At 72.6% G+C, this 24,535-nt stretch carries 22 protein-coding genes; 8 read left to right on the plus strand and 14 right to left on the minus strand.

Annotated elements, in window-relative coordinates; all coding sequences use genetic code 11:
- Nucleotides 1–44: 44 nt before the first annotated feature.
- The 4 genes from ABZ919_RS37905 (at nucleotide 45) to ABZ919_RS37920 (ending at nucleotide 3,282) form a co-directional block, all read left to right on the plus strand.
- Nucleotides 45–1,652, plus strand: coding sequence for an FAD-dependent monooxygenase (locus ABZ919_RS37905; protein WP_361257686.1), 1,608 nt, complete (start codon nucleotides 45–47; stop codon nucleotides 1,650–1,652).
- 97 nt (nucleotides 1,653–1,749) lie between these two features.
- Complete coding sequence (locus tag ABZ919_RS37910) at nucleotides 1,750–1,836, plus strand: putative leader peptide (protein ID WP_313960178.1); 87 nt, start codon at nucleotides 1,750–1,752, stop codon at nucleotides 1,834–1,836.
- A gap of 70 nt (nucleotides 1,837–1,906) precedes the next feature.
- A complete protein-coding gene (locus ABZ919_RS37915) occupies nucleotides 1,907–2,440 on the plus strand; it encodes a cysteine dioxygenase (RefSeq protein WP_361257689.1) in 534 nt (177 codons plus the stop codon).
- Between the two features lie 440 nt (nucleotides 2,441–2,880).
- On the plus strand, nucleotides 2,881–3,282 hold the full coding sequence (locus tag ABZ919_RS37920; RefSeq protein ID WP_361257692.1) for a rhodanese-like domain-containing protein: 402 nt from the start codon (nucleotides 2,881–2,883) through the stop codon (nucleotides 3,280–3,282).
- A gap of 203 nt (nucleotides 3,283–3,485) precedes the next feature.
- Here the strand turns inward: ABZ919_RS37920 and ABZ919_RS37925 are convergent, their stop codons facing one another.
- The 5 genes from ABZ919_RS37925 to ABZ919_RS37945 all read right to left on the minus strand — a co-directional run bounded on the left by ABZ919_RS37925 (nucleotide 3,486) and on the right by ABZ919_RS37945 (nucleotide 10,016).
- The gene (locus ABZ919_RS37925) at nucleotides 3,486–6,014 is read right to left on the minus strand and encodes an ABC transporter permease (protein ID WP_361257695.1); all 2,529 of its coding nucleotides are present in this window, start codon (nucleotides 6,012–6,014) and stop codon (nucleotides 3,486–3,488) included.
- Between the two features lie 208 nt (nucleotides 6,015–6,222).
- Complete coding sequence (recX, locus tag ABZ919_RS37930) at nucleotides 6,223–7,083, minus strand: recombination regulator RecX (RefSeq protein ID WP_361257698.1); 861 nt, start codon at nucleotides 7,081–7,083, stop codon at nucleotides 6,223–6,225.
- A 3-nt stretch (nucleotides 7,084–7,086) separates the two neighbouring features.
- On the minus strand, nucleotides 7,087–8,214 hold the full coding sequence (gene recA, locus ABZ919_RS37935) for a recombinase RecA (RefSeq protein WP_361257702.1): 1,128 nt from the start codon (nucleotides 8,212–8,214) through the stop codon (nucleotides 7,087–7,089).
- Nucleotides 8,215–8,443: 229 nt separating this feature from the next.
- The gene (locus tag ABZ919_RS37940; RefSeq protein ID WP_361257705.1) at nucleotides 8,444–9,691 is read right to left on the minus strand and encodes an AI-2E family transporter; all 1,248 of its coding nucleotides are present in this window, start codon (nucleotides 9,689–9,691) and stop codon (nucleotides 8,444–8,446) included.
- 130 nt (nucleotides 9,692–9,821) lie between these two features.
- Nucleotides 9,822–10,016, minus strand: coding sequence for a DUF3046 domain-containing protein (locus ABZ919_RS37945; RefSeq protein ID WP_361257708.1), 195 nt, complete (start codon nucleotides 10,014–10,016; stop codon nucleotides 9,822–9,824).
- A gap of 80 nt (nucleotides 10,017–10,096) precedes the next feature.
- Between ABZ919_RS37945 and ABZ919_RS37950 the strand changes: the two genes are divergently transcribed.
- Complete coding sequence (locus tag ABZ919_RS37950) at nucleotides 10,097–11,041, plus strand: hypothetical protein (protein WP_361257711.1); 945 nt, start codon at nucleotides 10,097–10,099, stop codon at nucleotides 11,039–11,041.
- Nucleotides 11,042–11,144: 103 nt separating this feature from the next.
- On the opposite strand, the gene ABZ919_RS37955 is transcribed toward ABZ919_RS37950, so the two are convergent.
- The 3 genes from ABZ919_RS37955 to ABZ919_RS37965 form a co-directional block, all read right to left on the minus strand.
- Nucleotides 11,145–11,453 (minus strand): AzlD domain-containing protein, encoded by a 309-nt coding sequence (locus ABZ919_RS37955; protein WP_361257714.1) that lies wholly within the window; start codon nucleotides 11,451–11,453, stop codon nucleotides 11,145–11,147.
- Entirely contained in the window at nucleotides 11,450–12,322 is an 873-nt protein-coding gene (locus tag ABZ919_RS37960; protein WP_361257766.1) for an AzlC family ABC transporter permease, read from the minus strand. The genes ABZ919_RS37955 and ABZ919_RS37960 overlap by 4 nt, the downstream gene beginning before the upstream one ends.
- 105 nt (nucleotides 12,323–12,427) lie before the next feature.
- On the minus strand, nucleotides 12,428–13,309 hold the full coding sequence (locus ABZ919_RS37965) for an AraC family transcriptional regulator (RefSeq protein ID WP_361257717.1): 882 nt from the start codon (nucleotides 13,307–13,309) through the stop codon (nucleotides 12,428–12,430).
- Nucleotides 13,310–13,417: 108 nt separating this feature from the next.
- Between ABZ919_RS37965 and ABZ919_RS37970 the strand changes: the two genes are divergently transcribed.
- The 3 genes from ABZ919_RS37970 to ABZ919_RS37980 all read left to right on the plus strand — a co-directional run bounded on the left by ABZ919_RS37970 (nucleotide 13,418) and on the right by ABZ919_RS37980 (nucleotide 20,205).
- A complete protein-coding gene (locus tag ABZ919_RS37970; RefSeq protein WP_361257720.1) occupies nucleotides 13,418–18,421 on the plus strand; it encodes an ATP-dependent helicase in 5,004 nt (1,667 codons plus the stop codon).
- A 94-nt stretch (nucleotides 18,422–18,515) separates the two neighbouring features.
- Nucleotides 18,516–19,361: a DNA-formamidopyrimidine glycosylase family protein gene (locus tag ABZ919_RS37975; protein WP_361257723.1), complete on the plus strand. Its 846-nt coding sequence runs from the start codon at nucleotides 18,516–18,518 to the stop codon at nucleotides 19,359–19,361.
- Nucleotides 19,362–19,440: 79 nt separating this feature from the next.
- Nucleotides 19,441–20,205 carry an SDR family NAD(P)-dependent oxidoreductase gene (locus ABZ919_RS37980; protein WP_361257726.1) on the plus strand — a complete coding sequence of 255 codons (765 nt, stop codon included), beginning with the start codon at nucleotides 19,441–19,443 and terminating at the stop codon, nucleotides 20,203–20,205.
- On the opposite strand, the gene ABZ919_RS37985 is transcribed toward ABZ919_RS37980, so the two are convergent.
- From ABZ919_RS37985 to rimO, 6 genes are all read right to left on the minus strand, one after another.
- On the minus strand, nucleotides 20,153–20,431 hold the full coding sequence (locus ABZ919_RS37985; protein WP_361257729.1) for a hypothetical protein: 279 nt from the start codon (nucleotides 20,429–20,431) through the stop codon (nucleotides 20,153–20,155). The genes ABZ919_RS37980 and ABZ919_RS37985 overlap by 53 nt on opposite strands.
- A gap of 156 nt (nucleotides 20,432–20,587) precedes the next feature.
- Nucleotides 20,588–21,058, minus strand: coding sequence for a DNA starvation/stationary phase protection protein (locus tag ABZ919_RS37990; protein ID WP_361257732.1), 471 nt, complete (start codon nucleotides 21,056–21,058; stop codon nucleotides 20,588–20,590).
- 180 nt (nucleotides 21,059–21,238) lie between these two features.
- Nucleotides 21,239–21,613: a helix-turn-helix transcriptional regulator gene (locus ABZ919_RS37995; protein ID WP_361257735.1), complete on the minus strand. Its 375-nt coding sequence runs from the start codon at nucleotides 21,611–21,613 to the stop codon at nucleotides 21,239–21,241.
- A 109-nt stretch (nucleotides 21,614–21,722) separates the two neighbouring features.
- Nucleotides 21,723–22,268 (minus strand): CinA family protein, encoded by a 546-nt coding sequence (locus tag ABZ919_RS38000; protein ID WP_361257738.1) that lies wholly within the window; start codon nucleotides 22,266–22,268, stop codon nucleotides 21,723–21,725.
- A complete protein-coding gene (gene pgsA / locus ABZ919_RS38005) occupies nucleotides 22,265–23,023 on the minus strand; it encodes a CDP-diacylglycerol--glycerol-3-phosphate 3-phosphatidyltransferase (RefSeq protein WP_361257742.1) in 759 nt (252 codons plus the stop codon). Before pgsA ends, ABZ919_RS38000 begins: the two co-directional genes overlap by 4 nt.
- A complete protein-coding gene (gene rimO, locus ABZ919_RS38010; RefSeq protein WP_361257745.1) occupies nucleotides 23,020–24,492 on the minus strand; it encodes a 30S ribosomal protein S12 methylthiotransferase RimO in 1,473 nt (490 codons plus the stop codon). Before rimO ends, pgsA begins: the two co-directional genes overlap by 4 nt.
- Between the last annotated feature and the right edge of the window lie 43 nt (nucleotides 24,493–24,535).

Here is a 24,535-nt window from a genome sequence, read left to right on the forward strand (position 1 = left end):
CTTGTCTCCGTCAGGGCATCGTCACGGGCAGGGGGCGCCGCGTCATGGACCCGGTGATCATCGTCGGAGCGGGGCCGGTCGGGCTGTCGCTCGCCTTGGCCCTGGCCCGCCAGGAGGTGCCGTCCGTCGTCCTGGACGAGGGCCCCGGCAAGGACGAGCCGCGCCCCGCGCGCACCGTCGTCCTGCGCGAGGACACGGCCGCCCTGCTGGAGCGGCTGACCGGAGCGGTACTCGGTGAACAGGGCGTGCGCTGGGCCGGATGGCGGTCTCTCAGGCGCAGGCAGGTGATGAGCGAGGTCACCTTCGACGAGGCGGATCCCGCCGCTCCGCTGCACATCGCCCAGCACGTGGTCACGGGCGCCCTGCGCGCGGCCCTCGCCGACGAGCCGTTGGTGAAGGTGGCCGTGGACAGCCGCCTGGACGCGATCGAGCAGGAGCGTTCCGGCGTCACCGCGCACACCCGCGGCCCGAACGGCACCTGGTGGCGCGGCAGTTATCTGGTCGGCTGCGACGGACCGCGCTCCACCGTGCGCAAGCTGCAGGACATCCGCTTCCCGGGCCGCACGGCGGTGGAGCGGCACGCGGTCGCCGCGCTGCGCACGGAACTTCCGTGGTCGGGTCGGGCGTTGCTCCATCGGATGCCGCCGTGGCGGCAGTCCGGGCCCTCGGCCGGGGAGGTGACCGCCCGCCCCCTCCCGGACGGCGTGTGGCGCCTGGACTGGCTGCTGCCCCCGGGGAAGGACCTGGTCACACCCGAGATCCTGGTGGCTCGCATCCGCGAGACGCTCGCGGGCTGGACCGACGGCTCCACACCGGCCTACGACCTCCTCGACACCGGTGTCCACACGGTGCACCACCGGCTGGCCCGCAGGTGGCGCGCCGGGCGGGTCTTCCTCGCCGGGGACGCGGCCCATCTGCTCGGCGTGCTCGGCACCCAGGGGCTGGACGAGGGCCTCAGGGACGCCGACAACCTCGCCTGGAAGCTGGCCGCGGTCTGGCACCACGGCCCGCACGAGGCGCTGCTGGACAGCTACCAGTCCGAGCGGCGGGCGGTGGTCGCCGCCCGGCTGCGCGCCGCGGACCAGGTACTGCCGGTGCTGCGTGGGGCAGGCGGCCTGCGCCACATCGTCCCGCGCGCGACGCGGGGCCATGACGCACTCGTCACGGACGGCCACCTGGGGCGCGGACCGCTGGGTGCGCCGGGGTCGTACGCCGGATCCCCGCTCGCACCCGGGGATCTGGAGGGCGGGATCGCGATCGGTACGCCACCCGGCGCACCGGTCACCGACGTGCGGGTCACCGCGGAGGATGGTTCCTTCGTGCAACTGCGCGACCGGCTCGGCCGCGGCGCTCTGCTCGTCCTGCTGATCGCGCCGGGCACGGGGGTGTGGGACCGCAGGCACTGGATGTCCGCCGGGGTCATGCCCCGGCTGGCGGCGGCCGTGACCGCGCTGCCGTACCGGGCCGAACTGCTGGTCGCCGAGAGCTACCCGGGTGCGCCGGCGCACAGTGTGCTGCTCGTGCGCCCCGACGGCCATCTGGTCACCGCACTGAGCGGGGTGCGGCCGGCCGACCTGTACACGGCGGCCGAGGCGGCGGTGGGCGGCGGCGCGGCCAGGGAGGAGGCACAGGCGGCCTCCGGCGCCCGCTGACCCGAGGGACGGCCTCGTGGACGAGGGATCCGTCACCTTCTGTCCGCATCGTGACAGTGAGTTGACCGGGGTACACCGGCATGCTGTACTCCGGACCATGACCGACACCTGCGTGCGCCTGTGGCGGAGGGTCCACATGGACCTCGTCCGCTACGCGGGCTGCGTGTGTCGTCCGTCCTGCTGAATTCGCACCCCCCTTTCTTCCGGGCGCCGCAGTGCGCCCGTTTCCGCGAACGCTCTTCAGGACGGTGCTCGTGTCTGTCTCCCCCGCTTCCGTGTCCCCTGCCCTCGGCTCGGCGCCCAGCCAGGCGGACCTCCTCGAATTCGTGCGGCGCACCGCCGCCGACGCCGAACTGATCGCCTCCCTTCCGCTCGACCCGGAGGGCCGCACCTGGGTGCGGCTGAAAGGGCCACGCGGCAGTGAAGCGTGGCTGATCGGCTGGCCGCCCGGAACCGGTACCGGCTGGCACGACCACGCCGACTCGGTCGGCGCGTTCCTCACGGTCTCCGGCGAACTCAAGGAGAACTCGCTCATCGCCCGGCTGCCGACCGACGGCTGGAAGACCCTGGAACTCGCCGAGGGCGTGGACCGCGAACGCCGGCTGCCCGCCGGCGAGGGCCGCTCCTTCGGCCGTCACCACGTCCACGAGGTGCTCAACGACTCGCACCAGCAGCACGCGGTCTCCGTGCACGCCTACTACCCGCCCCTGCCCCGCATCCGCCGCTACAGCCGCACAGGCCAGGTACTCCGCCTCGAGCAGGTCGAACGCCCGGAGGACTGGCAGTGAACGGAGCGGCACAGGGCCTGGCAGTGAACGGAACGGCACGGGGCCTGGCAGTGAACGGAACGGCACGGGGCCTGGCAGTGAACAGAGCGGCACGGGGACTGGCGGGGCGTGAAACGGTACCGAGGACTGGCGGGAGGTCGAGCGGCGCCGAGATTGGCCGTGTGCGGCACGGCGGAGGAGCTGGCGGTGGTGGTGAGGTGGTGACGGCGCACGGGGGCCGGGCCGAGAGGCCGTCGGCTGTTGCCGCGGGGACGGCCGGTGGCGCTCCGGGCGACAGGCCGACGGGCGCTGCCCTGCAAACGGCGAGCCGCGCTCCGGCCGGGATACCGGCGGGCAGTAACGTGACGGCGGTGAACAGCAGTGCGGACGGAGCCCGCGGTTCGCGTCCGGGTGAGAGTGAGGGACGGCGCGGGCGAGAGACGGCGAGCGGCACGGGAGTGGTGACAGGCGTGGGTGAACGTCCGGTTGGTATCGACGAGTTGTTGGAACAGGTGCGCGCCGGCTACCAGCGCATCGAGGCACCGGAGGCGCACCGGGCGGCGCAGACCGGCGAGGCGCTGCTGGTCGACATCCGGTACGCGGCCCTGCGTGAGCGGGACGGCCTGATCCCCGGTGCGCTCGTCGTCGAGCGCAACGAACTGGAGTGGCGCCTCGATCCGCAGGGAAGCCACCGGGTCCCCGAGGCCACCGGCCACGACCTGCGGGTCGTGGTGATCTGCAACGAGGGCTACGCGTCCAGCCTCGCCGCCGCCTCCCTCCACCGACTGGGGCTGCACCGGGCGACCGACCTCGTGGGCGGCTTCCAGGCGTGGCGGGCGGAAGGCCTTCCGGTCGCACCGTGAGCCGGCAGACGTGCCGAAGGGCCCGGCGCGATAAGCCGTGACGAACCCCCGCATCCCGCACGGGGGTTCATCCGCTCCACCACCTCGCGGCTCCTCCCTCGTGGCCTCTGCCTCCTGGCCCCTGCTTTCTTGGCTTCTCTGCTTGGCTTCTCTGCTTGGCTTCTCCGCCTCTTGGCCTCCGCCTCTTGGCCTCCGCCTCTTGGCTACTCCCTCGCGGTGGCCACGGTCACCGCCCGGACCCGAAGCGCCATCCGTCCGGGAAGCGCACTGGCCGCGAGCGCGAGGAGGCCCGCGACCCCGACGACGGTCCCGTAGAGCAACGGTGTGACCGAGGGCGCCGCCCGGCCCGTCATCCCGACGCTGAACGCGGTGAGTACCGCGAGCGTGATGCCGCTGCCGAGCGAGGTGGCGAGGAACAGCACGGACAGCACCTCTGTGCGCAGCATGCGCAGCACCTGACGGCGGGTCGCGCCGGCGAGGCGGAGCAGGGCGAACTCACGGACACGCTCCGCGACCGACATTGCGAGCGTGTTGACCACGGCGATGGCGGTGAAGGCCAGCACCAAGCCCATGGCGAGGTAGTTGACCTCGGCGTTCGTCTGCTGCCGGTCGGCCTGCAGGGCGTCGGCATCGGCCGGCGAAAGAACCCGTAGCCACGGGAACTCACGGAGGGTAGTCGCGAGTTGTGTCTGTGTACGGCTCGTGCTGACGAGGACGGAGGAGGCGAGCGGGTTGTCGACGTGGCGGGCGACGAGGTCGTGGGCGAAGGTGAAGTCACCGAAGCCGAGACCGCGGGCGTAGACGGCGGCGACGGTGAGCGTGGCGGGCGTGCCGTCGCCAAGGGTGAGCTTCAAGGTGCTGCCGGGCTTCAAGTGATGCTCGTCCGCAGCCAGTCGGCTGACGGCGACCGCACGGGGACCGAGCCGGTCGAGGGAGCCGGCGGTGACCTGCGGGTCCCAGGTGCGGGTCAGGCCTGCCGGGGTGACACCCTGCGCGGGGTACTTGTCGAGGCCGACACGGACGGTCGTACGGACCACTTCGGTGACGGTGTCGTGCCGTGCACGCAGCCGCTGTGCTGCCTGTGCGGGCACGCCGGGCCCCTGCGCGGCGACGACCCAGTCGGCCCGGACACCGTCCCGCATCTGGCTGCGGGCGGCGTCGCCGAGGGTCGACTGGACGAACAGGACGGTGCACGTCATGCCGATGAGCAGGGTGAGCGGGGTGACCACAGAGGCCATACGGGCGGCGTTGCCACGCAGGTTCGCGGTGGCGAGGCGGCCGCCGTGACCGGTGAGCCGCAGCGGGCCGGCGAGCAGCAGCGCGGCCGCCTTGACCAGCAGGGGACCGAGCAGGGCGACGGAGGTGGACAGGACGACGACGGCGAGGAAGGTCACGGGAGTCGAGGCGGGCTCGGTTCGCAGGGAGGCCAGGACGACGACCAGGACGACTCCACCGGCGAGCACCAGCAGTCCGGCGACCAGCCGTCCCCAGGCCGGACGGGTCCGCTCTGCCCTGGCCTCGGCCAGGGCCTCCGTCGGACGGATCCGGGCGACCCTGCGGGAGGCGATCCGGGCCGCCGCCCAGGCGCCGAGCAGGGTGGCGGCGAGGGCAGCGAGCGGCGGGAAGACACCGACGGTGCGCTCGAGCGTGGCGGGTACGGCGCCCAGGGCGACGAACCTCGAGTACAGCCAGCCGCCCAACGGCAGTCCGAGCAACGCGCCCACGCTGCCCGCCGCAGCGCCGACGATCAGCGCCTCCCGGCCGAGCAGCTTGCGGATCTGCCCGGGCTCGGCGGCGATGGCACGGAGCAGGGCCAGCTCGCGTTGGCGCTGCTGCACGGTGAGCGCGAACGTGCCGACGACGACCAGGACCGCCACCAGCAGCGAGGTTCCACCCATGGCACCGCCCATGCTGATCAGCCGGGTGCGGGCGGCGGCCGCGTCCAGGAACTCGACGGGCCCGCGGGCGGCTCCCGTGCTGACCTGGGCGGTGGTCCCGTGCAGCGCCTGCTTCACGGCGTTCCGCACCTGCTCTGGGTCCGTGCCCTTGGCCGGCAGCACGCCGTACGCGCTGACCTGCCCCGGGTGCGCGGCCAGCCGGCGGGCCTCGGCGGCGGAGAAGAAGAGGGACGTCTGGTGGCGTACGGCGGTGGCCGGTGCGGCGATACCGGTGATGCGATAGGTGCGCGGTGCCTGGGTGGACTGCACGGCGAGCCGGTCACCGGGTCGCAGCCGGGCGCGAGCGGCGAGGTCGTTGTCGATGACCAGGTCGCCGTCGGACCTCGGGGCGGTCCCGGCGGTGAGCCGGTACGGCGTCAGCGCAGCGGAGTCCCAGGCGTGTCCGTAGGCGGTGCGACCGCCGGTGCCGGCCGGGCTCGACGGCTGGGCGAGGAAGGTGAGTTCGGGCACGACCCGGGCCACGCCGGGGACGTGGGTGAGCCTGGAACCCAGCCCCGCGGAGAGCCAGGCTCGTTCGGCGATGGGTTTCGCCTTGTGCTTGACCTTGGTCTTGCCCTTTTTGTGTCTGATGGTGGTCTGGTGGACGTACTGGTCGCCGGAGACCACGACGGGAGCTGCGGCATAGCGCTCGGTGCGGATGGTGCCGCGCAGGCCGGTGTCGAGGAGCGTGCCGCAGGCGGTGATCAGAGCGGCCGCGCACATCAGCGCGAGGAAGGCGCCGAGGAAACCCACCTTCCGGGCGCGGACCGTCTTGAGGGCGTATCGCAGCATCATCGGGCAGGCTCTCCCCTGGTGTACGCGTCGGCTGAGTCGTAGCGCTCGGACTCGGCGTGGGGCGTGCCATGTCCCGGAGCGTGCGTACAGACTCGCCCGCGTGTGGCCGGCAGAGCACTGCGGCGGCCCGGCGTCTTCGACGGGGGTTAACCCCCCAGCGGCCGTAGCCCGTCCGGGGGCTCCCGGCGTCCTTCCCCGCTCCGAAGACTCAGAAGTCCCCTTCTTCGAGGAACTCCGTGTCCTCCCCCTCTTCCTCCAGGGCCCGGCGGACGACGCGGAGGGCCATGCCCTCGGGGTAGCCCTTGCGGGCGAGCATCCCGGCGAGGCGGCGGAGCCGTTTGTCACGGTCGAGGCCACGGGTGGCGCGCAGTTTGCGGGCCACGAGTTCGCGGGCGGTCGCCTCCTCCTGCTCGGAGTCGAGCTGGGAGACGGCCTCGTCGATCAGCGACGGGTCGACCCCTTTGGTGCGCAGCTCCTGGGCGAGTGCCCGGCGCGCGAGTCCCCGGCCGTGGTGCCGGGACTCCACCCAGGCGTCCGCGAACGCGCTGTCGTCGATGAGGCCGACCTCTTCGAACCGCGACAGCACCTCCTCGACCACGTCCTCCGGGATCTCCCGCTTGCGCAGGGCGTCCGCGAGCTGCTTGCGAGTGCGCGGGGTCCCGGTGAGCAGGCGCAGACAGATCGCCCGTGCCCGCTCAGCCGGGTCCCCTGAAGACTCCCCCCGCTCGGCCCTCGACGAGGAAGGGGCGCCTTCGTCCTCACCGGGCGCGTCTCCGAAGCCGCGCCGCCGCCGGCCACGCCCTCGGCCGCCCCGAGCGGCGACACCGCTGCGGGAGCCCCGGCCGGGCGAGCCACCTCTGTACGGTTCGTCGCCCACGTCGTCCGGGTGGATGCCGCCGTCGTCCGCGTAGCCCCCGGTTCCGCGGTACTCGGCGGACCCGTCGTCACCGTCGTGCGGGTATCCGTCGTCGCCGCCCTGGGCGGGGTCCGGGTGCCCCCCGGTGCCCCTCCCCCGCCGCGCACCGCGGGTGGCGTACTCGTACTCGGCCCAGTCGGTTCGCCTTGTCACGGGTCAGCTCTTGGCTGCGGCGGCCTTGGGCTTGGTGGCCTTGGCGGCTGCCGGGGCGGACACCGTCTTGGCGTCGTCGGCGGCCGTGGTGCTGACCGCCGCGTCCGCGCCCGGCTCGGCGACGGGCTCCTCCGGCCGGACACCGACGCCCAGCTTCTCCTTGATCTTCTTCTCGATCTCGTTGGCCAGGTCGGGGTTGTCCTTGAGGAAGTTGCGCGCGTTCTCCTTGCCCTGGCCGAGCTGGTCGCCCTCGTACGTGTACCAGGCGCCGGCCTTGCGGACGAAGCCGTGCTCCACGCCCATGTCGATCAGGCCGCCCTCGCGGCTGATGCCCTGGCCGTAGAGGATGTCGAACTCGGCCTGCTTGAAGGGCGGGGCGACCTTGTTCTTGACGACCTTGCAGCGGGTGCGGTTGCCGACCGCCTCCGTGCCGTCCTTCAGGGTCTCGATGCGGCGGATGTCGATGCGCACCGAGGCGTAGAACTTCAGGGCGCGGCCACCGGTCGTGGTCTCCGGGGAGCCGAACATCACGCCGATCTTCTCGCGGAGCTGGTTGATGAAGATCGCGGTGGTCTTGGACTGGTTGAGCGCGCTGGTGATCTTCCGCAGGGCCTGGCTCATCAGCCGGGCCTGGAGACCGACGTGGCTGTCGCCCATCTCGCCCTCGATCTCCGCGCGCGGGACGAGCGCGGCGACGGAGTCGATGACGATGAGGTCGAGGGCGCCGGAGCGGACGAGCATGTCCACGATCTCCAGGGCCTGCTCGCCGTTGTCGGGCTGGGACAGGATCAGGTTGTCGATGTCGACGCCGAGCTTGCGCGCGTACTCGGGGTCGAGGGCGTGCTCCGCGTCCACGAAGGCGACCTGGCCGCCGGCCTTCTGGGCGTTGGCCACGGCGTGCAGGGTCAGGGTCGTCTTACCGGAGGACTCCGGGCCGTAGATCTCGACGACACGGCCGCGCGGCAGGCCGCCGACGCCGAGGGCGACGTCGAGTGCGGTCGACCCGGTCGGGATGACCTCGATGGGCTCCTTCGACCGCTCGCCCATGCGCATGACCGCGCCCTTGCCGAATTGCCGTTCAATCTGTGCGAGCGCGGCGTCGAGCGCCTTCTCGCGGTCGGTTCCTGCCATGGGTTCCACCCGGTTTGCTTGAGTCGATCGCTTCACGTCAAAGACGCTAACGCCTGCCACTGACAATGCGCCCCGACGCAGGCCCAGCCTGTGGATAACCGAGGGACTTCCTCCCTCAAAACGGGACGAAATCTTCTCCCTGGAGCCTTGCCTGAGCCTCCATGAGAATGGATGTTCGATTTTGGTGTCAAGCGCACCACACGCCGCCCGTGACTCCTTCTTCGGCGCGCTAGGACGACTGCTCCGGCTCGGGCCGGCCGGCGCGCGGCCGCCGTATGCGCGCCAGCACCCCGGGACCACCCGGGCCCCGGCTCCGGTGCCCGTGCACCCTGGGATCGTCCGTGACCGCGTAGCGCTTCACGTACGCCCCCAGGAAGGCCTGCAGGGTGGCCACCGCCGGGATGGCGATCAGCGCGCCGACGGCGCCCAGCAGCGCGGTGCCCGCGATGACCGAGCCGAAGGCGACCGCCGGGTGGATGTCGACCGTCCTGGCGGTCAGCTTGGGCTGGAGCATGTAGTTCTCGAACTGCTGGTAGACCACGACGAAGACCAGCACCCACACCGCGTACCAGGGATTGACGGTGAACGCGATCAGCATCGGCAGCGCTCCCGCGAGGTACGTGCCGATGGTGGGGATGAACTGCGAGACCAGGCCCACCCAGACACCGAGCACGGGCGCGTACGGCACGCCGAGGGCCTGGAGCAGGATGTAGTGGGCGATGCCGGAGATGAGTGCCATCAGGCCGCGCGAGTACAGGTAGCCGCCCGTCTTGTCGACGGCGATCTCCCAGGCCCGCAGCACCTCGGCCTGGCGTGCCGGCGGCAGGACGGAACACAGGGCGCGGCGCAGCCGGGGGCCGTCGGCGGCGAAGTAGAACGAGAACAGTCCCACCGTCAGCAGCTGGAACAGCCCGCCCAGCACCTGCGCGGACACGTCGAGGACGCCGGCGGCGCTGTTCTGCGCGTACTTGCGCAGCCAGTCGGAGTGGAGCAGGCCCTCCTGGACGTCCACGCGCCGCAGCTCCGTGTGGAAGGTCTCATTGATCCAGTTGATGAGCGAGTCAAGGTAGTTCGGGAACCCCTCGACCATCTTGATGATCTGGCCGGCCAGCATGGATCCGAGCAGGGTCACGAATCCCGCGACGACGATCGTCAAACCCAGGAAGACCAGGAAGGTGGCGAGCCCCCGGCGCATGCCGCGGGCGGCCATCCGGCTCACCGCGGGCTCGATCGCAAGGGCCAGGAAGAACGCGATCAATATGTTGATCAACAGCCCGGTGAGCTGGTGGAAGGCCCAGCTGCCGAGCTGGAACGCGGCGATCAGGGCGAGCGCGAGCACCATCGCGCGCGGCAGCCAGCGCGGCATGCGGCCGGCCGCCGCGACGACGCCGGGGGCCGGAGGTCGCTCGGGCGGTGTCGTGCCGGTCGGTGCCGCATCGCGGGTCAGCGGCTCGTTGTCCTCGTCAGTGCGTGCCACGGGCCAAGTCTCGCCCACGCCGCCGACAACCGGCGCCCACCTGCGGTCTTCGTGACCGATCGGTGCCGTGCGGTCGAGCCCTTCACGGACAATCCGGGCATTTCACCGAGCAGCTCGGTGGCTCGGCGTCTCAGCGCCGCTCGCCCGGCACGTCCATGACCGTGCAGACCACACGCCACACGTCCTTCGCGGCCCAGCCGGCGTCCAGCGCCTCGTTCACCGTACGTCCGCCCAGATCCGACATGACGTGATCGCGCGCGAAGGTGTCGGCGTACCCCGGACCGAAGTGTTCCGCCATCCGCTGCCAGAAGACCGTCAACCGCATGACTCCAGTATCCCGCGCCCGGGGGTGGGTCCCGGCCGTGAGCGCTTGCCGAGACCGCTTTCCGTCCTACGGTCTGACGCATGGCCGAAACAGGAGCTTCCTCACTCCCCTCCCCGCCGTCGGCGCGCTCCCCGCTCTTCCGCGCCGAGCAGTTCGTGTGGCTCACCGCGCGCGTACTGGAGCAGCGACTCTTCGCGTACCACTTCCTGCACGGCGCCCCGGACGCGGTGGAAGCGGCACTGGACGCCTACCGCAACGAGGACGGTGGGTACGGGCACGCGCTGGAGCCCGATCTCCGTGGCCCCGTGAGCCAGCCTCTGCACACCGCGCACGCGCTGCGCGTCCTGGACGCCCTAGGGCGCTGCGGCGGACAGCGGGTCGAGCGCGTGTGCCGCTATCTGACCTCGATCTCGACCGCGGACGGCGCCCTCCCGGCGATCCATCCCAGCCAGCGGGGATATCCGGTGGCGCCCTTCGTCCCGGTCGTCGACGACCCTCCCAGCGATCTGCTCGCCACCGGACCAATCGTCGGGCTGCTGCACCGCAACGAGGTGTGGCACGCCTGGCTGTTCCGGGCCACCGACTTCTGCTGGCAGGCCGTGGAGTCGCTGGAGAAGTCCCACCCCTACGAGGTGGAGGCCGCCGTGGCCTTCCTGGACGCCGCTCCCGACCGCTCACGGGCGGAGGCCGCCGCGGACCGGCTCGGCCGCCTGGTGCGCGAGCAGCGGCTCGCCGCCCTGGACCCGCAGCGGCTCGACTCGTTTCCGGTCGCGTCCGGCTATGCCCCGGGCGAGCACCACTTCCCGCACGACTTCGCCAGGAGCCCGGAGTCACTGGCGCGCGCGTGGTTCACGGACGACGAGATGGCACGCTCCCTGGACCACCTGGCCGCCGAGCAGCAGGAGGACGGCGGCTGGCCGATCCGGTGGCGCCAGTGGGCGCCGGCGGCCGCACTGGAGTCACGCCCCCTGGTGACGATCGACGCGCTGCGCACCCTGCGGGCGTACGGCCGCTTCGTCGGCTGAGCCGGTGCGGTGCGGCGGCCGATCAGGCCCCGCCCGGCGACCGGGCCGACCGGTTAGCGCGCGGTCCCGCCCGCGTGAGCCGTGTCGGCCCGCAGGTTCCGCGTCACCCCCCGAGAGCCCGTACGCCCGCCGTCACCCCTACGGCCGCCGCGACCACCACCAGGAACGGCGCGCGCAGCACGAGCGCCACGGCGGCCGCGCCGAGTCCGGCGACCCGTGCGTCCAGCACGAGCGCGTGCCCGTCGGCGAACGTCTGCTCAGCCGTGAGCGCGGCGAGGAGGGCGACCGGCAGCAGGGCGGCGAGCCGCCGTACGAACGGGCGCTCCACGACACCCGCGGGCACCAGCAGTCCGGCCAGCTTGACGGCGTAGCAGCCGACGGCGGTCAAGCCGATCGCGATCCAGGTGTTCATCGCCCCTCCTCCGTCACGGCGCCGCCGTCCCATCCATTGACCGGGTCGACTCGGTCAACCCGGTCAACCCGGTCCACTGCTTCCGATCCATCCGATCCATCCGACGCTTTCGGTCCCTCCGATCCCCTTCGCCGAGCCGGTCCCCCCGTCCGGACCGGTCCCGGTGGCACGTCGGATCGGCTCTGTCGCCCGAGTCGCCCCTCGGCCACCAGGGCCATCGGCGCCGCCAGGGCCGCCACCAGGACCGGAGCGCCGGCCGGCAGAACGGGCAGCAGACCGAGCCCCAGCAGGACCGCCAGGCCCGCGACCGCTCGCTCGGTGCTCGTTCTCAGCATCGGGGCGAGCAGCGCCAGGAACACGGCGGGCCCGGCCGCGTCGAGGCCCCACGCGCGCGTGTCGCCGAGGGCCTTGGCACCGAGCGCGCCGAGCAGCGTGGTGAGGTTCCAGAGCGCGTAGAGGGTGAGGCCGGTGACGGTGAAGCCGATGCGCCGGGCGCGCCGGGTCGGCTGTGCCAGGGTGACCGCCGTGGTCTCGTCGATCACCCACTGGGCGGCGAACGGCCGTACCGCGCGCGGGAGGGCGAGCAGCTGCGACAGCCGCAGCCCGTAGAAGGCGTTGCGCACGCCGAGGAAGAAGGCGCCGGCGGCCGCCGTGAACGGATTGCCCCCGGCGGCGAGCGCTCCGACGAGGGCGAACTGGGAGGCGCCGGTGAAGACCAGGAGGCTGAGCGCGCAGGTCTGCAGCAGTCCGAGCCCGCTGCCGGCCGAGGTCACCCCGAAGGCGAATCCGGACAGGCCCACGGCGACGCCGACTCCGAGGGCGTCCCGTACGACGGCCCGATCGGGTTTGTCCGCGCCGTCGGCGGTCATGTCCGCGAGTGCTGTCTGTTGTGCCACACCGCGGACGGTACGGGCGCCGCTCGGCCCGGGTCTTGTACGTTCTTGCGCCCGCGCCTGCGTACCGCCTCGCCTCGGTCACGTTCCGGCTGGGTTCCTGCGTTCGCGCTGGTAGGCCCCCGGGGTCACGCCGACGATGCGGGTGAAGTGCCGGTTGAGGTGGGGCTGGTCGGTGAAGCCGACGGCCACGGCCGCCTCGGCGGGAGGCGAGCCCCCGTCCAGCAGCTGTCGCGCGCGGCGCACGCGGGCGTCGGTCAGCCAGGCGTGCGGCGGCATGCCGTAGGCGTCACGGAACGCCCGCAACAGCGCGAACGGGCTGGTGCCGAGGTCCGTGGCCAGCCGTTCCAGGCTGGGCGGCTCGGCCATCCGATCGTCCAGCACGGTACGCGCGCGTGCCGCGATGCCGGCTCCGGCGGTGCGGACCGGCCGCTGGGGCAGCGGGCCGCCGTTCAGCCGCAGCAACCGGGTCACGGCGACCCGCAGCAGGGTGTCGGCGGCCAGCGCGTTGCCCTCGTCGGCGGCGCGGAGCACCTGGTGGACCAGGCGGACGGTGTAGGGGTCGTCGAGGACGGGGCTGACGAAACCAGGCGTGCCGCGGATGGTGGTGGTCTCGGCCGCGATCGCGGCGACCACCTCGGGCGAGGGGTAGACCGCGCCGTAGCGCCAGCCCTCGGGGACGCCGGCCCGGCCGGTGTGCGCGGTGTCCGGGTTGACCAGGGCGAGGGCCCCGGCGGGTACGTACACGTCGGAGCCGCGGTGGTGGAAGACCTCGACACCGTCGTCTATGGCAGCGATCACGAAGTGCTCGTGGGTGTGCCGGACGAAGGTCTTGTGGACGTACCTGGCCCGCAGCAGGTCCACGCCCGGCAGGTCCGGGTACCGCCAGTGACGCGCACGTTCCACCGGACGACGCGCTCCCGCATCCGTCCGCTCCTCACCCCGCCGAGCTCCACCCGCCATACGTCCATTCTCAGCCCCGCCGCCCGCCACCGGCTCCCTCCCATCCCGCCCCGGACGACGTTTGCCCAGGTCAGCTCGATTGTCAGTGGCCGGGTGCAGGATGGACGCATGGTCAGCTCCGCACACCGAGCCCTCGACGGCTTCTCACCCGCGACCCGCGGCTGGTTCACGGGGGCGTTCTCCGCGCCCACCGCGGCCCAGGCCGGCGCGTGGCAGGCCATCGGCGCGGGCTCGGACGTGCTGGTGGTGGCCCCGACCGGCTCGGGCAAGACGCTGGCCGCCTTCCTCGCCGCCCTGGACCAGTTGGCCTCGGTCCCGCCGCCGGCCGACCCGAAGAAGCGCTGCCGGGTGCTCTACGTGTCCCCGCTGAAGGCCCTCGCGGTCGACGTCGAGCGCAACCTCCGCAGCCCGCTGACCGGCATCCGCCAGGAGTCCGTGCGCCTGGGCCTGCCCGAGCCCGAGGTGCGGGTCGGCATCCGCTCCGGTGACACCCCGGCGGCCGAGCGGCGCGCCCTGTCGACCCGCCCGCCGGACATCCTGATCACCACACCCGAGTCGCTGTTCCTCATGCTGACCTCGGCCACGCGGGACGCGCTGACGGGCGTGGAGACCGTGATCCTGGACGAGGTGCACGCGGTCGCGGGCACCAAGCGCGGCGCCCATCTGGCGCTCTCCCTGGAGCGGCTCGACGAGCTGCTGCCGAAGCCGGCCCGCCGGATCGGCCTGTCGGCGACCGTCCGTCCGGTGGACGAGGTGGCCCGGTATCTCTCCCCGCGCCGCAAGGCGGAGATCGTCCAGCCGGAGTCCGGCAAGGAGTTCGACCTGTCCGTGGTCGTACCGGTCGAGGACATGGGCGAGCTGGGCGGCTCCCCGGCGGCGGACGCGGCCGAAGGCGGGGAGCGGCCGTCGATCTGGCCGCATGTGGAGGAGCGGATCGCCGACCTGGTCCAGTCCCACCGCTCCACGATCGTGTTCGCCAACTCCCGCCGCCTCGCCGAGCGGCTGTGCAACCGGCTCAACGAGATCGCCTACGAGCGGGCGACCGGCGAGACCCTGGAGGAGCACCACTCCCCGGCGCAGCTGATGGGCGGCTCGGGCGCGGCGCAGGGCGCACCACCGGTGATCGCCCGCGCGCACCACGGCTCGGTCTCCAAGGAACAGCGCGCCCTGGTCGAGGAGGACCTGAAGGCGGGCCGGCTGCCGGCCGTGGTCGCCACGTCCAGCCTCGAACTCGGCATCGACATGGGCGCCGTCGACCTCGTCGTCCAGGTGGAGTCCCCGCCCTCGGTCGCCTCCGGACTCCAGCGCGTCGGCCGCGCGGGGCACCAGGTGGGCGCCGTCTCCACGGGTGTGGTCTTCCCCAAGTACCGGGGCGATCTGGTGCAGGCGGCCGTGGTCACCGAGCGGATGCGGTCGGGCTCGATCGAGTCACTGAAGGTGCCCGCGAATCCGCTGGACGTCCTCGCACAGCAGCTGGTGGCGATGACGGCCCTGGACACCTGGCAGTTCGACGACCTCCTCGCCATGGTCCGCCGTGCGGCCCCCTTCGCCTCGCTCCCGGAGTCGGCGTTCACGGCGGTCCTGGACATGCTCGCGGGCCGTTACCCGTCCGACGCGTTCGCCGAGCTGCGCCCGCGCGTGGTGTGGGACCGCGTGGCCGGCACGATCACCGGCCGTCCGGGGGCCCAGCGCCTTGCCGTCACCTCCGGCGGCACGATCCCCGACCGCGGCCTGTTCGGGGTCTTCCTCGCCGGTTCCGACCCGAAGAAGGGCGGCGGCCGGGTCGGCGAGCTGGACGAGGAGATGGTGTACGAGTCGCGTGTCGGCGACGTCTTCACCCTGGGCACGAGTTCCTGGCGCATCGAGGACATCACGCGCGACCGGGTCCTGGTCTCCCCCGCGCCCGGGGTGCCGGGCCGGCTCCCCTTCTGGAAGGGCGACCAGCTGGGACGCCCACTGGAACTGGGCCGCGCGGTGGGCGCGTTCCTGCGCGAGGTCGGCTCCCTGACCAAGGACGACGCCCGGTTGCGCCTGCTGGCGGCGGGGCTCGACGCCTGGGCGGCGGACAACGTCCTGTCGTACCTGGACGAGCAGCGCGAGGCCTGCGGCCACGTCCCGGACGACCGCACGATCGTCGTGGAGCGCTTCCGTGACGAGCTGGGCGACTGGCGGGTCGTCGTCCACTCCCCCTTCGGCGCCCAGGTCCACGCCCCCTGGGCCCTCGCGCTCGGCGCCCGCCTGTCCGAGCGGTACGGCATGGACGCCCAGGTCATGCATGCCGACGACGGCATCGTGCTGCGCCTTCCCGACGCCGACCTGATGGGCCTGGACCTGCTCGACCAGGAACCTGTGAAGACCGGCACGGAGTACGACAGCGACCAGGCACCCGTCGGCGCGGCCGACGTCGCCTTCGACAAGGGCGAGGTCGACCAGATGGTCACCGACCAGGTCGGCGGCTCCGCCCTGTTCGCCTCCCGGTTCCGCGAGTGCGCCGCCCGCGCGCTGCTGCTGCCGCGCCGCAATCCCGGCAAGCGCACCCCGCTGTGGCAGCAGCGCCAGCGTGCGGCCCAACTGCTGCAGGTGGCGAGCGAGTTCGGCTCGTTCCCGATCGTCCTTGAGGCGGTCCGCGAGTGCCTCCAGGACGTCTTCGACGTCCCGGGGCTCGTCGAGCTGATGGGCGACATCGAGTCCCGCAAGGTCCGCCTGGTCGAGGTCACCACCCCGGAGCCGTCCCCGTTCGCCCGCTCGCTCCTGTTCGGGTACGTCGCGCAGTTCCTGTACGAGGGCGACTCCCCGCTGGCCGAGCGCCGCGCCGCCGCGCTGTCCCTGGACTCCCGACTGCTGGCGGAGCTGCTGGGCCAGGCGGAGCTGCGCGAACTGCTCGACGCCGAGGTGCTCACCGAGCTGGAGCGCGAGCTGCAGTGGCTCACCGACGACCGACGGGTCAAGGACGTGGAGGGCGTGGCCGATGTGCTCCGGCTGCTCGGCCCGCTCACCGATGCCGAACTGGTCGCGCGGGGCGCGGATGCGCAGTGGGCGCGCGAGCTGGCCGGCGCGCGCCGGGCCATCAAGGTCCGGATCGCCGGCACCGACCACTGGGCGGCGGTCGAGGACGCGGGCCGGCTGCGCGACGCGCTCGGCACGGCCCTGCCGGTCGGCGTCCCCGAGGCCTTCACCGAGCCGGTCAAGGACCCGCTGGGCGATCTCCTGGCCCGTTGGGCCCGTACGCACGGTCCGTTCACGTCGGCCACCGCGGCGGCCCGCTTCGGCCTGGGCGTCGCGGTCACCGAGGGCGCCCTGCAACGGCTTTCCGCGAACGGCCGGGTCGTCCAGGGCGAGTTCCACCCTGCGGGCATCGGCCAGGAGTGGTGCGACGCGGCCGTACTGCGCCGTCTGCGCCGTCGTTCCCTGGCGGCCCTGCGGCACGAGCTGGAGCCGGTGGCTCCCGCTGCGCTCGCCCAGTTCCTGCCGCAGTGGCAGCACATCGGAAAGGGGCACGGGCTGCGTGGCATCGACGGGCTGGTGCGCGCCGTCGAGCAGTTGCAGGGCGCCTCCGTCCCCGCCTCCGCACTGGAGAAACTGGTCCTGCCCTCCCGGGTGGCGAACTACACGCCCTCGATGCTCGACGAGCTGACCGCCGCCGGAGAAGTGGTGTGGGCCGGCGCGGGTGCCCTGCCCGGCAAGGACGGCTGGGTCTCGCTCTATCTGGCGGACGCCGCACCCCTGCTGCTCCCGCCGCCGCATCCCCTGGAGCTGACCGCGCTCCACCAGTCCGTCCTGGACGCGCTCTCCGGCGGCTACGGCCTGTTCTTCCGCCAGATCGCCGACCAGGTCCGTGCCACCACCCACCCGGACGTCACCGACCCTCATCTGGCCGACGCGCTCTGGGATTTGGCCTGGTCGGGCCGGCTCACCAACGACACCCTCGCGCCGATGCGCTCCCTTCTGGGCTCGGGCCGTACGGCGGGTTCGACCGCCCACCGAGCCAAGCGTGCCGTCCCACGCGGGCGCTACGGTTCCCTGACGGCCGCCGCGCGCACCGCGTCCCGCACGGGCCCGCCGACCGTGGCCGGCCGCTGGTCGCTGCTCCCCGCGGCCGAAGCGGACGCCACCGTGCGTGCCCACGCGCTGGCGCGCACCCTCCTGGACCGGCACGGCGTGGTCACCCGCGGGGCGGTCGCCGCGGAGGGCATCGAGGGTGGTTTCTCGGCGGTGTACCGCGTGCTGTCCGCGTTCGAGGAGAGCGGCCAGGCGCGGCGCGGCTATGTGGTCGAGGGCCTGGGCGCGGCCCAGTTCGCCATGGACGGGGCGGTGGACCGCCTCCGCGCGGTGTCCAACGCCCGCGAGCGCGGTGAGGCCCTGACCGCGCCGGCCACCCGGAGCGGCTTCCCGGGCCCCTCGGACGACTTCACCGCGCCGGCGTTCCCGAACGACTTCGCGAGCGACTTCGCAGGAGGCGACGGTGCACCCCACGGACACCCGCTGCCCGGTGCCTTCGACGGGTCGGACGGCGGTTTCGCACACCCCGGCCTCGACGGCGACTTCACCTGGCCCCCGGCAGACCCCGCGCCCTCCCCCGGCGACTACGTCTCGCCCCGCGACCTCGCCGACCCCTTCGCCTCCCCCGGCTACGGCGGTCCGCGAGGAGGCGGGGCAGGCACCTATGGCGCACCGGCGAGCCGCAGGTACGGCAGCGGTCGTACGGGCACGTCCTCACCCGACCCCCGTGCCGTGGTCCTCGCCGCGGCCGACCCCGCCAATGCCTACGGTGCGGCGCTCTCCTGGCCCGAGCCCCCGACCGGGGCGGGGCACAAGCCGGGCCGCAAGGCGGGCTCGCTGGTCGTCCTGGTGGAGGGTGAGCTGACGCTGTACATGGAGCGCGGCGGCAAGACGCTGCTGGCCTGGCCCGCCGCCCCGGACACCCCGGCCCCGGACGATCCCCGCCTCCGCACGGCCGCCGAGGCCCTGGCCGCGGCGGCCCGCGCGGGCTCCCTCGGCACGGTCACGGTCGAGCGGATCAACGGCGCCCAGGCCCTGACCTCGCCGATGGGCGCCCTGCTGGAGGCGGCGGGATTCGTGGCCACACCCCGTGGCCTGCGTCTGAGAGCCTGAGCGCGTGCACCCCGCCGCCACCACCCTCCGCGCCCCGCTGCACCCCGCAACCGCTGTCCTCCGCCCGTCGCGCCCCCCATGGCACTCTTGACGCATGCCCGAAGGTGACACGGTCTGGCAGGCCGCGAGACGGCTGCACGAGGCCCTCGCGGGCAAGGCGCTGATCCGCAGCGACTTCCGGGTGCCGAAGTACGCGACGGTCGACCTCGCGGGCCGTACGGTGCTCGGTACGATCCCGCGGGGCAAACACCTGCTCACCCGCTTCGAGGGCGGACTGACCCTCCACACCCATCTGCGGATGGAGGGCGCGTGGAAGGTGTACGGCACCGGCGAGCGCTGGCGCGGTGGCCCGGCACACCAGATCCGCGCCGTCCTCGCCACCGCCGACCGCACGGCCGTGGGCTACCGCCTTCAGGTCCTGGAACTGCTGCGCACGCACGAGGAGGAGCGGGTCGTCGGCCATCTCGGCCCCGACCTGCTCGGCCCGGACTGGGACCCCGCGCGCGCCCTCGCCAACGTCCTCGCCGACCCCGCTCGCCCGCTCGGCGAGGCCCTGCTCGACCAGCGCAATCTCGCTGGTATCGGCAACATCTACAAGAGCGAGATGTGCTTCCTGCTGGGTGTGACCCCCTGGCTGCCGGTCGGCGCGCTGCCCGCGGACCGCGCCGCGCAGCTGCCCGCGCTCGCCAAGAGACTGCTGGAGGCGAACCGCGACCGCCCGGTCCGCCAGACCACGGGCCTGCACCGCCACGACCTGTTCGTGTACGGTCGCGCGCCCCGCCCGTGCCTGCGCTGTCACACCCCGGTCCGGGTGGCCGACCAGGGCGACGGATCCCAGGAACGCCCCACCTACTGGTGCCCCACCTGCCAGACGGGCCCTGCCCCCGCGCCCGGCTCACCGCAGCGCTGGCGGGACCGCTATCCGCGCCGCACCGCCTGACGCGGCGCGACGGCGCCCGGCAAGGAGCAGCGCCGCCAACCAATTGACGGGCCGTCAGATACGCTCGTACCGTCGCTTCATGCCCCTCACGGCGTACGACCTCACCGGGCGCACCGCGTTCGTCACCGGAGCCGCCGGCGGCATCGGCCGGGCCTCCGCCGTCCTGCTCGCCGCGGCGGGTGCGACGGTGCACTGTGCCGACCGGGACGCGGATGGTCTGCAGGGCACGGCCGAGCTGATCGAGAAACGCGGTGGCACGGCCCGTACCCACGTCCTGGACGTCACCGACCGAGCCCGGCTCGCCGAGGCCGTCCACTCGTGCGAACGCCTGGACGTGATGGCGGCGATCGCCGGGATCATGCACAGCAGCCCCGTGCTGGAGACCCGCGAGGAGGATCTCGACCGGGTGCTGAACGTCAACTTCAAGGGGGTGCTCCACGCCTGCCAGGAGGCGGCCCGGTGGATGCTGGCCCATGACACACGGGGCAGCATCGTCACGATGGCCTCGGGCGCGGTCGACACCGGCGGTCCCGGGCTGCTCTGCTACGGCGCCGCGAAGGCGGCTGTGGTCCAGCTGACCAAGACGCTGGCCACGGAAGTCGGGCGGCACGGCATCCGGGTCAACGCGATCGCACCGGGCTGGATCCGCACTCCGATGACCGACCGCCACGACGGCGAGGCACAGGCGCACACCGAGGGCGTGATGGCCCGCATGGCGCCGCTGGGCCGGGTCGGCGAGCCGGACGACGTGGCGCACGCGGTGCTGTACCTGGCGTCGGACGCATCGGCGTTCACGACGGGTCAGATTCTCCGCCCGAACGGGGGTGTGGCGATGCCCTGGTGACGTCCCCAGCCCGCCATGCGATCACCCAGCTCCCCGTCCGCACCGCCCCGGCCGCCCGTCCCTGGGGCACACAGTGCACCGGCAGCAGGCTCAGCCCCCATCCGCCGGCCGCGACGGCGGCCTCCAGCACGCCCGCGCCCTGGCCGAGGGCGATCCGCAGCACGGCCCACCACCACACGGCTCCGAGCCCCAGCCCGAACGCCCAGCGCACTATTCGCCCCACCATGCCCGCCACCACCACCTGCCGGACGCTAGACCGCCGCCCGCCCGCCGCGGGAGGCGCACGGTGGGCTCACCGGTGCACGAGAACCAGCTCACAGGGCAACCGCCCGGTCCAACAGGGCAACCACCCGGCCCAGGGCACCGGCGCCGGCGAACACGCCTACGCGTTCTCCGCCTGGAACATCCAGTGATGCTTCTCCAGGTCCGCCGTGATCCCGATGAAGAGGTCCTGGGACACCGGATCCGGCTCCCCGGTGGCGTCCACCCGCTCCCGCATCCCGGTGATCACCGCACCGAGCGCCTCCACCATCGTGCCGACGGCGTCGGTGTCCTTGATCCAGCCCGCCGGAGTGGGCTTGACGGCGCTGCCGGAGGCCACCGTGGCGGCACGTCCGTCCGGCGGGACGCCCAGTGCCGAGGCCCGTTCCGCCACGGTGTCGGAGTGGGTGCGCGCGGAGGCGACGACCTCGTCCAGCTGGAGGTGGATGGAGCGGAAGCGGGGCCCGACCAGGTTCCAGTGGATCTGCTTGGCGACCAGCGAGAGGTCCACCAGGTCGACGAGGGCACCCTGCAGCGCCTCGGTCACGGTCCTCAGGTCCGCGTCGGCCAACGGGCTCTTCACGACGTACATCCGCTTCCTCCGGTGCCTCGGCGCCTTCATGTCCCTCCCAACCATGACCGCAGCGCCCAAGCCCGGCAAACGGACGCATACCGGCCCCTGCGACGGAAGAAGCCCCGGCCGGCTCTCCAGGTCTCCCTGGAACAGCCGACGGGGCTTCACTCGTCTCGGATCGTCAGGCTGCGCCCAGACTCACGCGGCGGCCACTCCCACGGCCTCCGCGGGCGCCTTGATGGTCACCCGTTCCGGTGGCACACCGGTCACCGACACCGACCCCAGCATCGGACGGACCGGCGTGCGCACGGGCTCGGTGGCCGTGGCGGACTGGGCCAGCTCGGCGAGCGCCAGCTCGTCGCTCACCTCTCGCATGAGTTCCGACATCCGTACGTCCAGCGCGTCGCAGATGGCGGCGAGCAGCTCGGAGGAAGCCTCCTTCTGCCCCCGCTCCACCTCGGAGAGATAGCCGAGTGAGACTCGGGCGGACGAGGAGACTTCGCGCAGAGTACGGCCCTGGCGTTGGCGCTGCCGACGCAGCACGTCACCCAGCAGGCGACGGAGCAGAATCATCGGTGGCTCCCTCCTCGGACCGCGTAACCGCATCCTTCTCGCCCCACCGTACCGCCTCGCGCCGCGGCCGTGCGGGGAGCGATGTCGTGTTCACTCAGGGCTGCAAACATCAAAACCCCCCGTTCCGTTCCGTATCCTGTGCCCGCCCATTACCGGTCTGTTCGCCCGCAAGCTGCTCGAGGAGCACTGCGAGTACGCTCCGTACACTCTCCATACGAATTTCCGCACGGCTGCCGTTCAACCGCAGGGCTTCCACTTTTCCGCCACCGGCAGAACCGGGACGGTCGGTGAGCGGCCCGTCGACGGCCACGAACACCGTCCCGACGGGCTTGCCGTCCTGGGGTTCGGGGCCTGCGACCCCGGTGGTCGCGACGCCCCAGTCGGCTCCCAGAGCCTTCCGCACGCCGGCCGCCATCTGACCCGCGACCTGCGGATCCACCGCTCCCCGCTGCGTCAGCAGGTTGGCGTCGACGCCCAGCAGCTCGTGCTTCAGCTCGGTGGCGTAGGCGGTGACCGAGCCCCGGAACACCTTGGACGCCCCGGGGACGGAGGTGATCTCCGCCGCCACCAGACCACCGGTGAGCGACTCGGCGACGGCGAGGGTCTCGCCCCTCACGGTCAGTAGTCGCACCAGTTCGGTGGCCTGTGAGCTCACGCTTCCTTCTCCTCCAACGCCGCCGCACGCTCGGCGATTCCCTGCCTGCGCAGCACAATGGCCTGTCTCACATAGTCGAGGCCGGTGACGACGGTGAGGACGACCGCCGCGGCCATCACCCAGAACCGCAGAGTGGCGAGCCATCCCGTCAGCGCCAGGACGTACATCCCGACCGCCACTCCCTGGACGAGAGTCTTGAGCTTGCCCCCGCGGCTGGCCGGGATCACTCCATAGCGAATGACCAGAAAACGCAGCAGCGTGATGCCGAGTTCCCGGCCGAGGATCACGGCGGTCACCCACCACGGCAGATCACCCAGGGCCGACAGACAGATGAGCGCCGCCCCCATGATCGCCTTGTCGGCGATGGGGTCGGCGATCTTCCCGAAGTCGGTGACCAGGTTGTAGGTGCGCGCCAGATGCCCGTCGAACAGGTCGGTGATCATGGCGACGGCGAAGGCCGCCCAGGCCAGTGAGCGCCAGGCCGGGTCGTAGCCGCCGTTCGCCAGCATCAGCACGACGAAGCCGGGCACCAGGACCAGCCGGAGCATGGTCAGCAGATTGGCCACGTTCCAGACGCTCGCCTGGTTGACGGCCACGGCCGCGATCTTGCCGCCGCGCGCGGACTTGCCGCCGTTGCCGGGACCTGGAGCAGAACCGGAGACCTCGGACCGAGCGCCGTCGGCAGCGGCAGCCGCACCCGTGGCGCCGTGCGCGCCGGAGGAGCCGCCCGCGGCGGATGCCGGGACTCCGGTCATCTGCCCGCCTCCTCACTACACGCGGGCGAGCCGGCCAGCGGCTCGGCCACCAGGTCGACACCTTCCGTCCCGACCACCTTCGCCTCGACCATACGTCCGGTGCTCAAGCCCGCGCCGCTCGTGAGCAGAACCTGGCCGTCGGTCTCGGGCGCCTGGTGCGCGGCGCGGCCGTACACACCCTCTTCCTCGTCGACGGACTCGACCAGGACGTGCACCGTTTCGCCGACACGGTCCTCCGCGCGCTGCGAGACCAGCTCCTCGGCCAGCCGGGAGACCCGCGCCAGGCGCTCGGCGACGACGTCCTCGTCGAGCTTGTCGTCGTACGTCGCCGCCTCCGTGCCCTCCTCGTCGGAGTAGCCGAAGACGCCGATGGCGTCCAGGCGGGCGCCGTTCAGGAAGCGCTCCAGCTCGGCCAGGTCCGCCTCGCTCTCGCCGGGGAAGCCGACGATGAAGTTGGAGCGCACACCGGCCTCGGGCGCCTTGGAACGGATGGTGTCGAGCAACTCCAGGAAGCGGTCGGTGTCGCCGAAGCGGCGCATGGCACGCAGCACGTTCGGCGCGGAGTGCTGGAAGGACAGGTCGAAGTACGGGACGACCTTCGGCGTGGAGGTCAGCACGTCGATCAGGCCCGGGCGCATCTCGGCCGGCTGCAGGTAGCTCACCCGCACCCGCTCGATGCCGTCGACCTCGGCCAGCTCGGGCAGCAGGGACTCCAGCAGGCGGATGTCGCCGAGGTCCTTGCCGTAGGAGGTGTTGTTCTCGGAGACCAGCATGATCTCCTTGACACCCTGCTCGGCCAGCCAGCGGGTCTCGTTCAGCACGTCGCTCGGGCGGCGGGAGATGAAGGAGCCACGGAAGGACGGGATGGCGCAGAAGGAGCAGCGGCGGTCGCAGCCGGAGGCCAGCTTGACGGAGGCGACCGGGGAGCCGTCCAGGCGCCGGCGCAGGGGCGCGCGCGGGCCGGAGGCGGGCGCCACGCCCTGCGGGAGGTCGGCCGGGCCGTGTCCCGGCAGAGCCACGGACGCGGCCGATTCCTGCCGCTCGGCCGGGCTGATCGGCAGCAGCTTGCGGCGGTCGCGCGGGGCGTGGGAGGCGTGGATTCCGCCGGACAGGATGGTCTGCAGGCGGTCGGAGATGTTCGCGTAGTCGTCGAAACCGAGCACGCCGTCGGCCTCGGGCAGCGCCTCGGCCAGCTCCTTGCCGTACCGCTCGGCCATGCAGCCCACCGCCACGACGGCCTGGGTTCTGCCATGATCCTTGAGGTCGTTGGCCTCGAGCAGGGCGTCGACGGAGTCCTTCTTCGCTGCCTCGACGAAACCACAGGTGTTGACCACGGCGACGTCCGCGTCCGCGGCGTCCTCGACGAGCTGCCAGCCGTCCGCCTCCAAACGGCCTGCGAGCTCCTCCGAGTCCACCTCGTTACGGGCGCAGCCGAGAGTGACGAGTGCGACGGTACGGCGTTCAGGCATGGGCTCAAGACTACTTTGTCTCACTGACAGCCCACGCCGACGG

Origin of the sequence: Streptomyces sp. NPDC046759 (genome assembly GCF_040645475.1) — a bacterium.
Classification (GTDB): Bacteria; Actinomycetota; Actinomycetes; order Streptomycetales; family Streptomycetaceae; genus Streptomyces.

What these genes read in the sequence shown, in the direction of transcription:
- ABZ919_RS37985 (WP_361257729.1), bottom strand. Translation starts at nt 20,431, where the DNA reads ATGGTGGGGCGAATAGTGCGCTGGGCGTTCGGGCTGGGGCTCGGAGCC.
- ABZ919_RS37965 (WP_361257717.1), bottom strand. Translation starts at nt 13,309, where the DNA reads ATGGCGGGTGGAGCTCGGCGGGGTGAGGAGCGGACGGATGCGGGAGCG.
- rimO (WP_361257745.1), bottom strand. Translation starts at nt 24,492, where the DNA reads ATGCCTGAACGCCGTACCGTCGCACTCGTCACTCTCGGCTGCGCCCGT.
- ABZ919_RS37925 (WP_361257695.1), bottom strand. Translation starts at nt 6,014, where the DNA reads ATGATGCTGCGATACGCCCTCAAGACGGTCCGCGCCCGGAAGGTGGGT.
- ABZ919_RS37980 (WP_361257726.1), top strand. Translation starts at nt 19,441, where the DNA reads ATGCCCCTCACGGCGTACGACCTCACCGGGCGCACCGCGTTCGTCACC.
- ABZ919_RS37955 (WP_361257714.1), bottom strand. Translation starts at nt 11,453, where the DNA reads ATGAACACCTGGATCGCGATCGGCTTGACCGCCGTCGGCTGCTACGCC.
- ABZ919_RS37995 (WP_361257735.1), bottom strand. Translation starts at nt 21,613, where the DNA reads ATGATTCTGCTCCGTCGCCTGCTGGGTGACGTGCTGCGTCGGCAGCGC.
- ABZ919_RS37905 (WP_361257686.1), top strand. Translation starts at nt 45, where the DNA reads ATGGACCCGGTGATCATCGTCGGAGCGGGGCCGGTCGGGCTGTCGCTC.
- ABZ919_RS37990 (WP_361257732.1), bottom strand. Translation starts at nt 21,058, where the DNA reads ATGTACGTCGTGAAGAGCCCGTTGGCCGACGCGGACCTGAGGACCGTG.
- recA (WP_361257702.1), bottom strand. Translation starts at nt 8,214, where the DNA reads ATGGCAGGAACCGACCGCGAGAAGGCGCTCGACGCCGCGCTCGCACAG.
- ABZ919_RS37975 (WP_361257723.1), top strand. Translation starts at nt 18,516, where the DNA reads ATGCCCGAAGGTGACACGGTCTGGCAGGCCGCGAGACGGCTGCACGAG.
- ABZ919_RS37910 (WP_313960178.1), top strand. Translation starts at nt 1,750, where the DNA reads ATGACCGACACCTGCGTGCGCCTGTGGCGGAGGGTCCACATGGACCTC.
- ABZ919_RS37945 (WP_361257708.1), bottom strand. Translation starts at nt 10,016, where the DNA reads ATGCGGTTGACGGTCTTCTGGCAGCGGATGGCGGAACACTTCGGTCCG.
- ABZ919_RS37960 (WP_361257766.1), bottom strand. Translation starts at nt 12,322, where the DNA reads ATGACCGCCGACGGCGCGGACAAACCCGATCGGGCCGTCGTACGGGAC.
- pgsA (WP_361257742.1), bottom strand. Translation starts at nt 23,023, where the DNA reads ATGACCGGAGTCCCGGCATCCGCCGCGGGCGGCTCCTCCGGCGCGCAC.
- ABZ919_RS37950 (WP_361257711.1), top strand. Translation starts at nt 10,097, where the DNA reads ATGGCCGAAACAGGAGCTTCCTCACTCCCCTCCCCGCCGTCGGCGCGC.
- ABZ919_RS37970 (WP_361257720.1), top strand. Translation starts at nt 13,418, where the DNA reads ATGGTCAGCTCCGCACACCGAGCCCTCGACGGCTTCTCACCCGCGACC.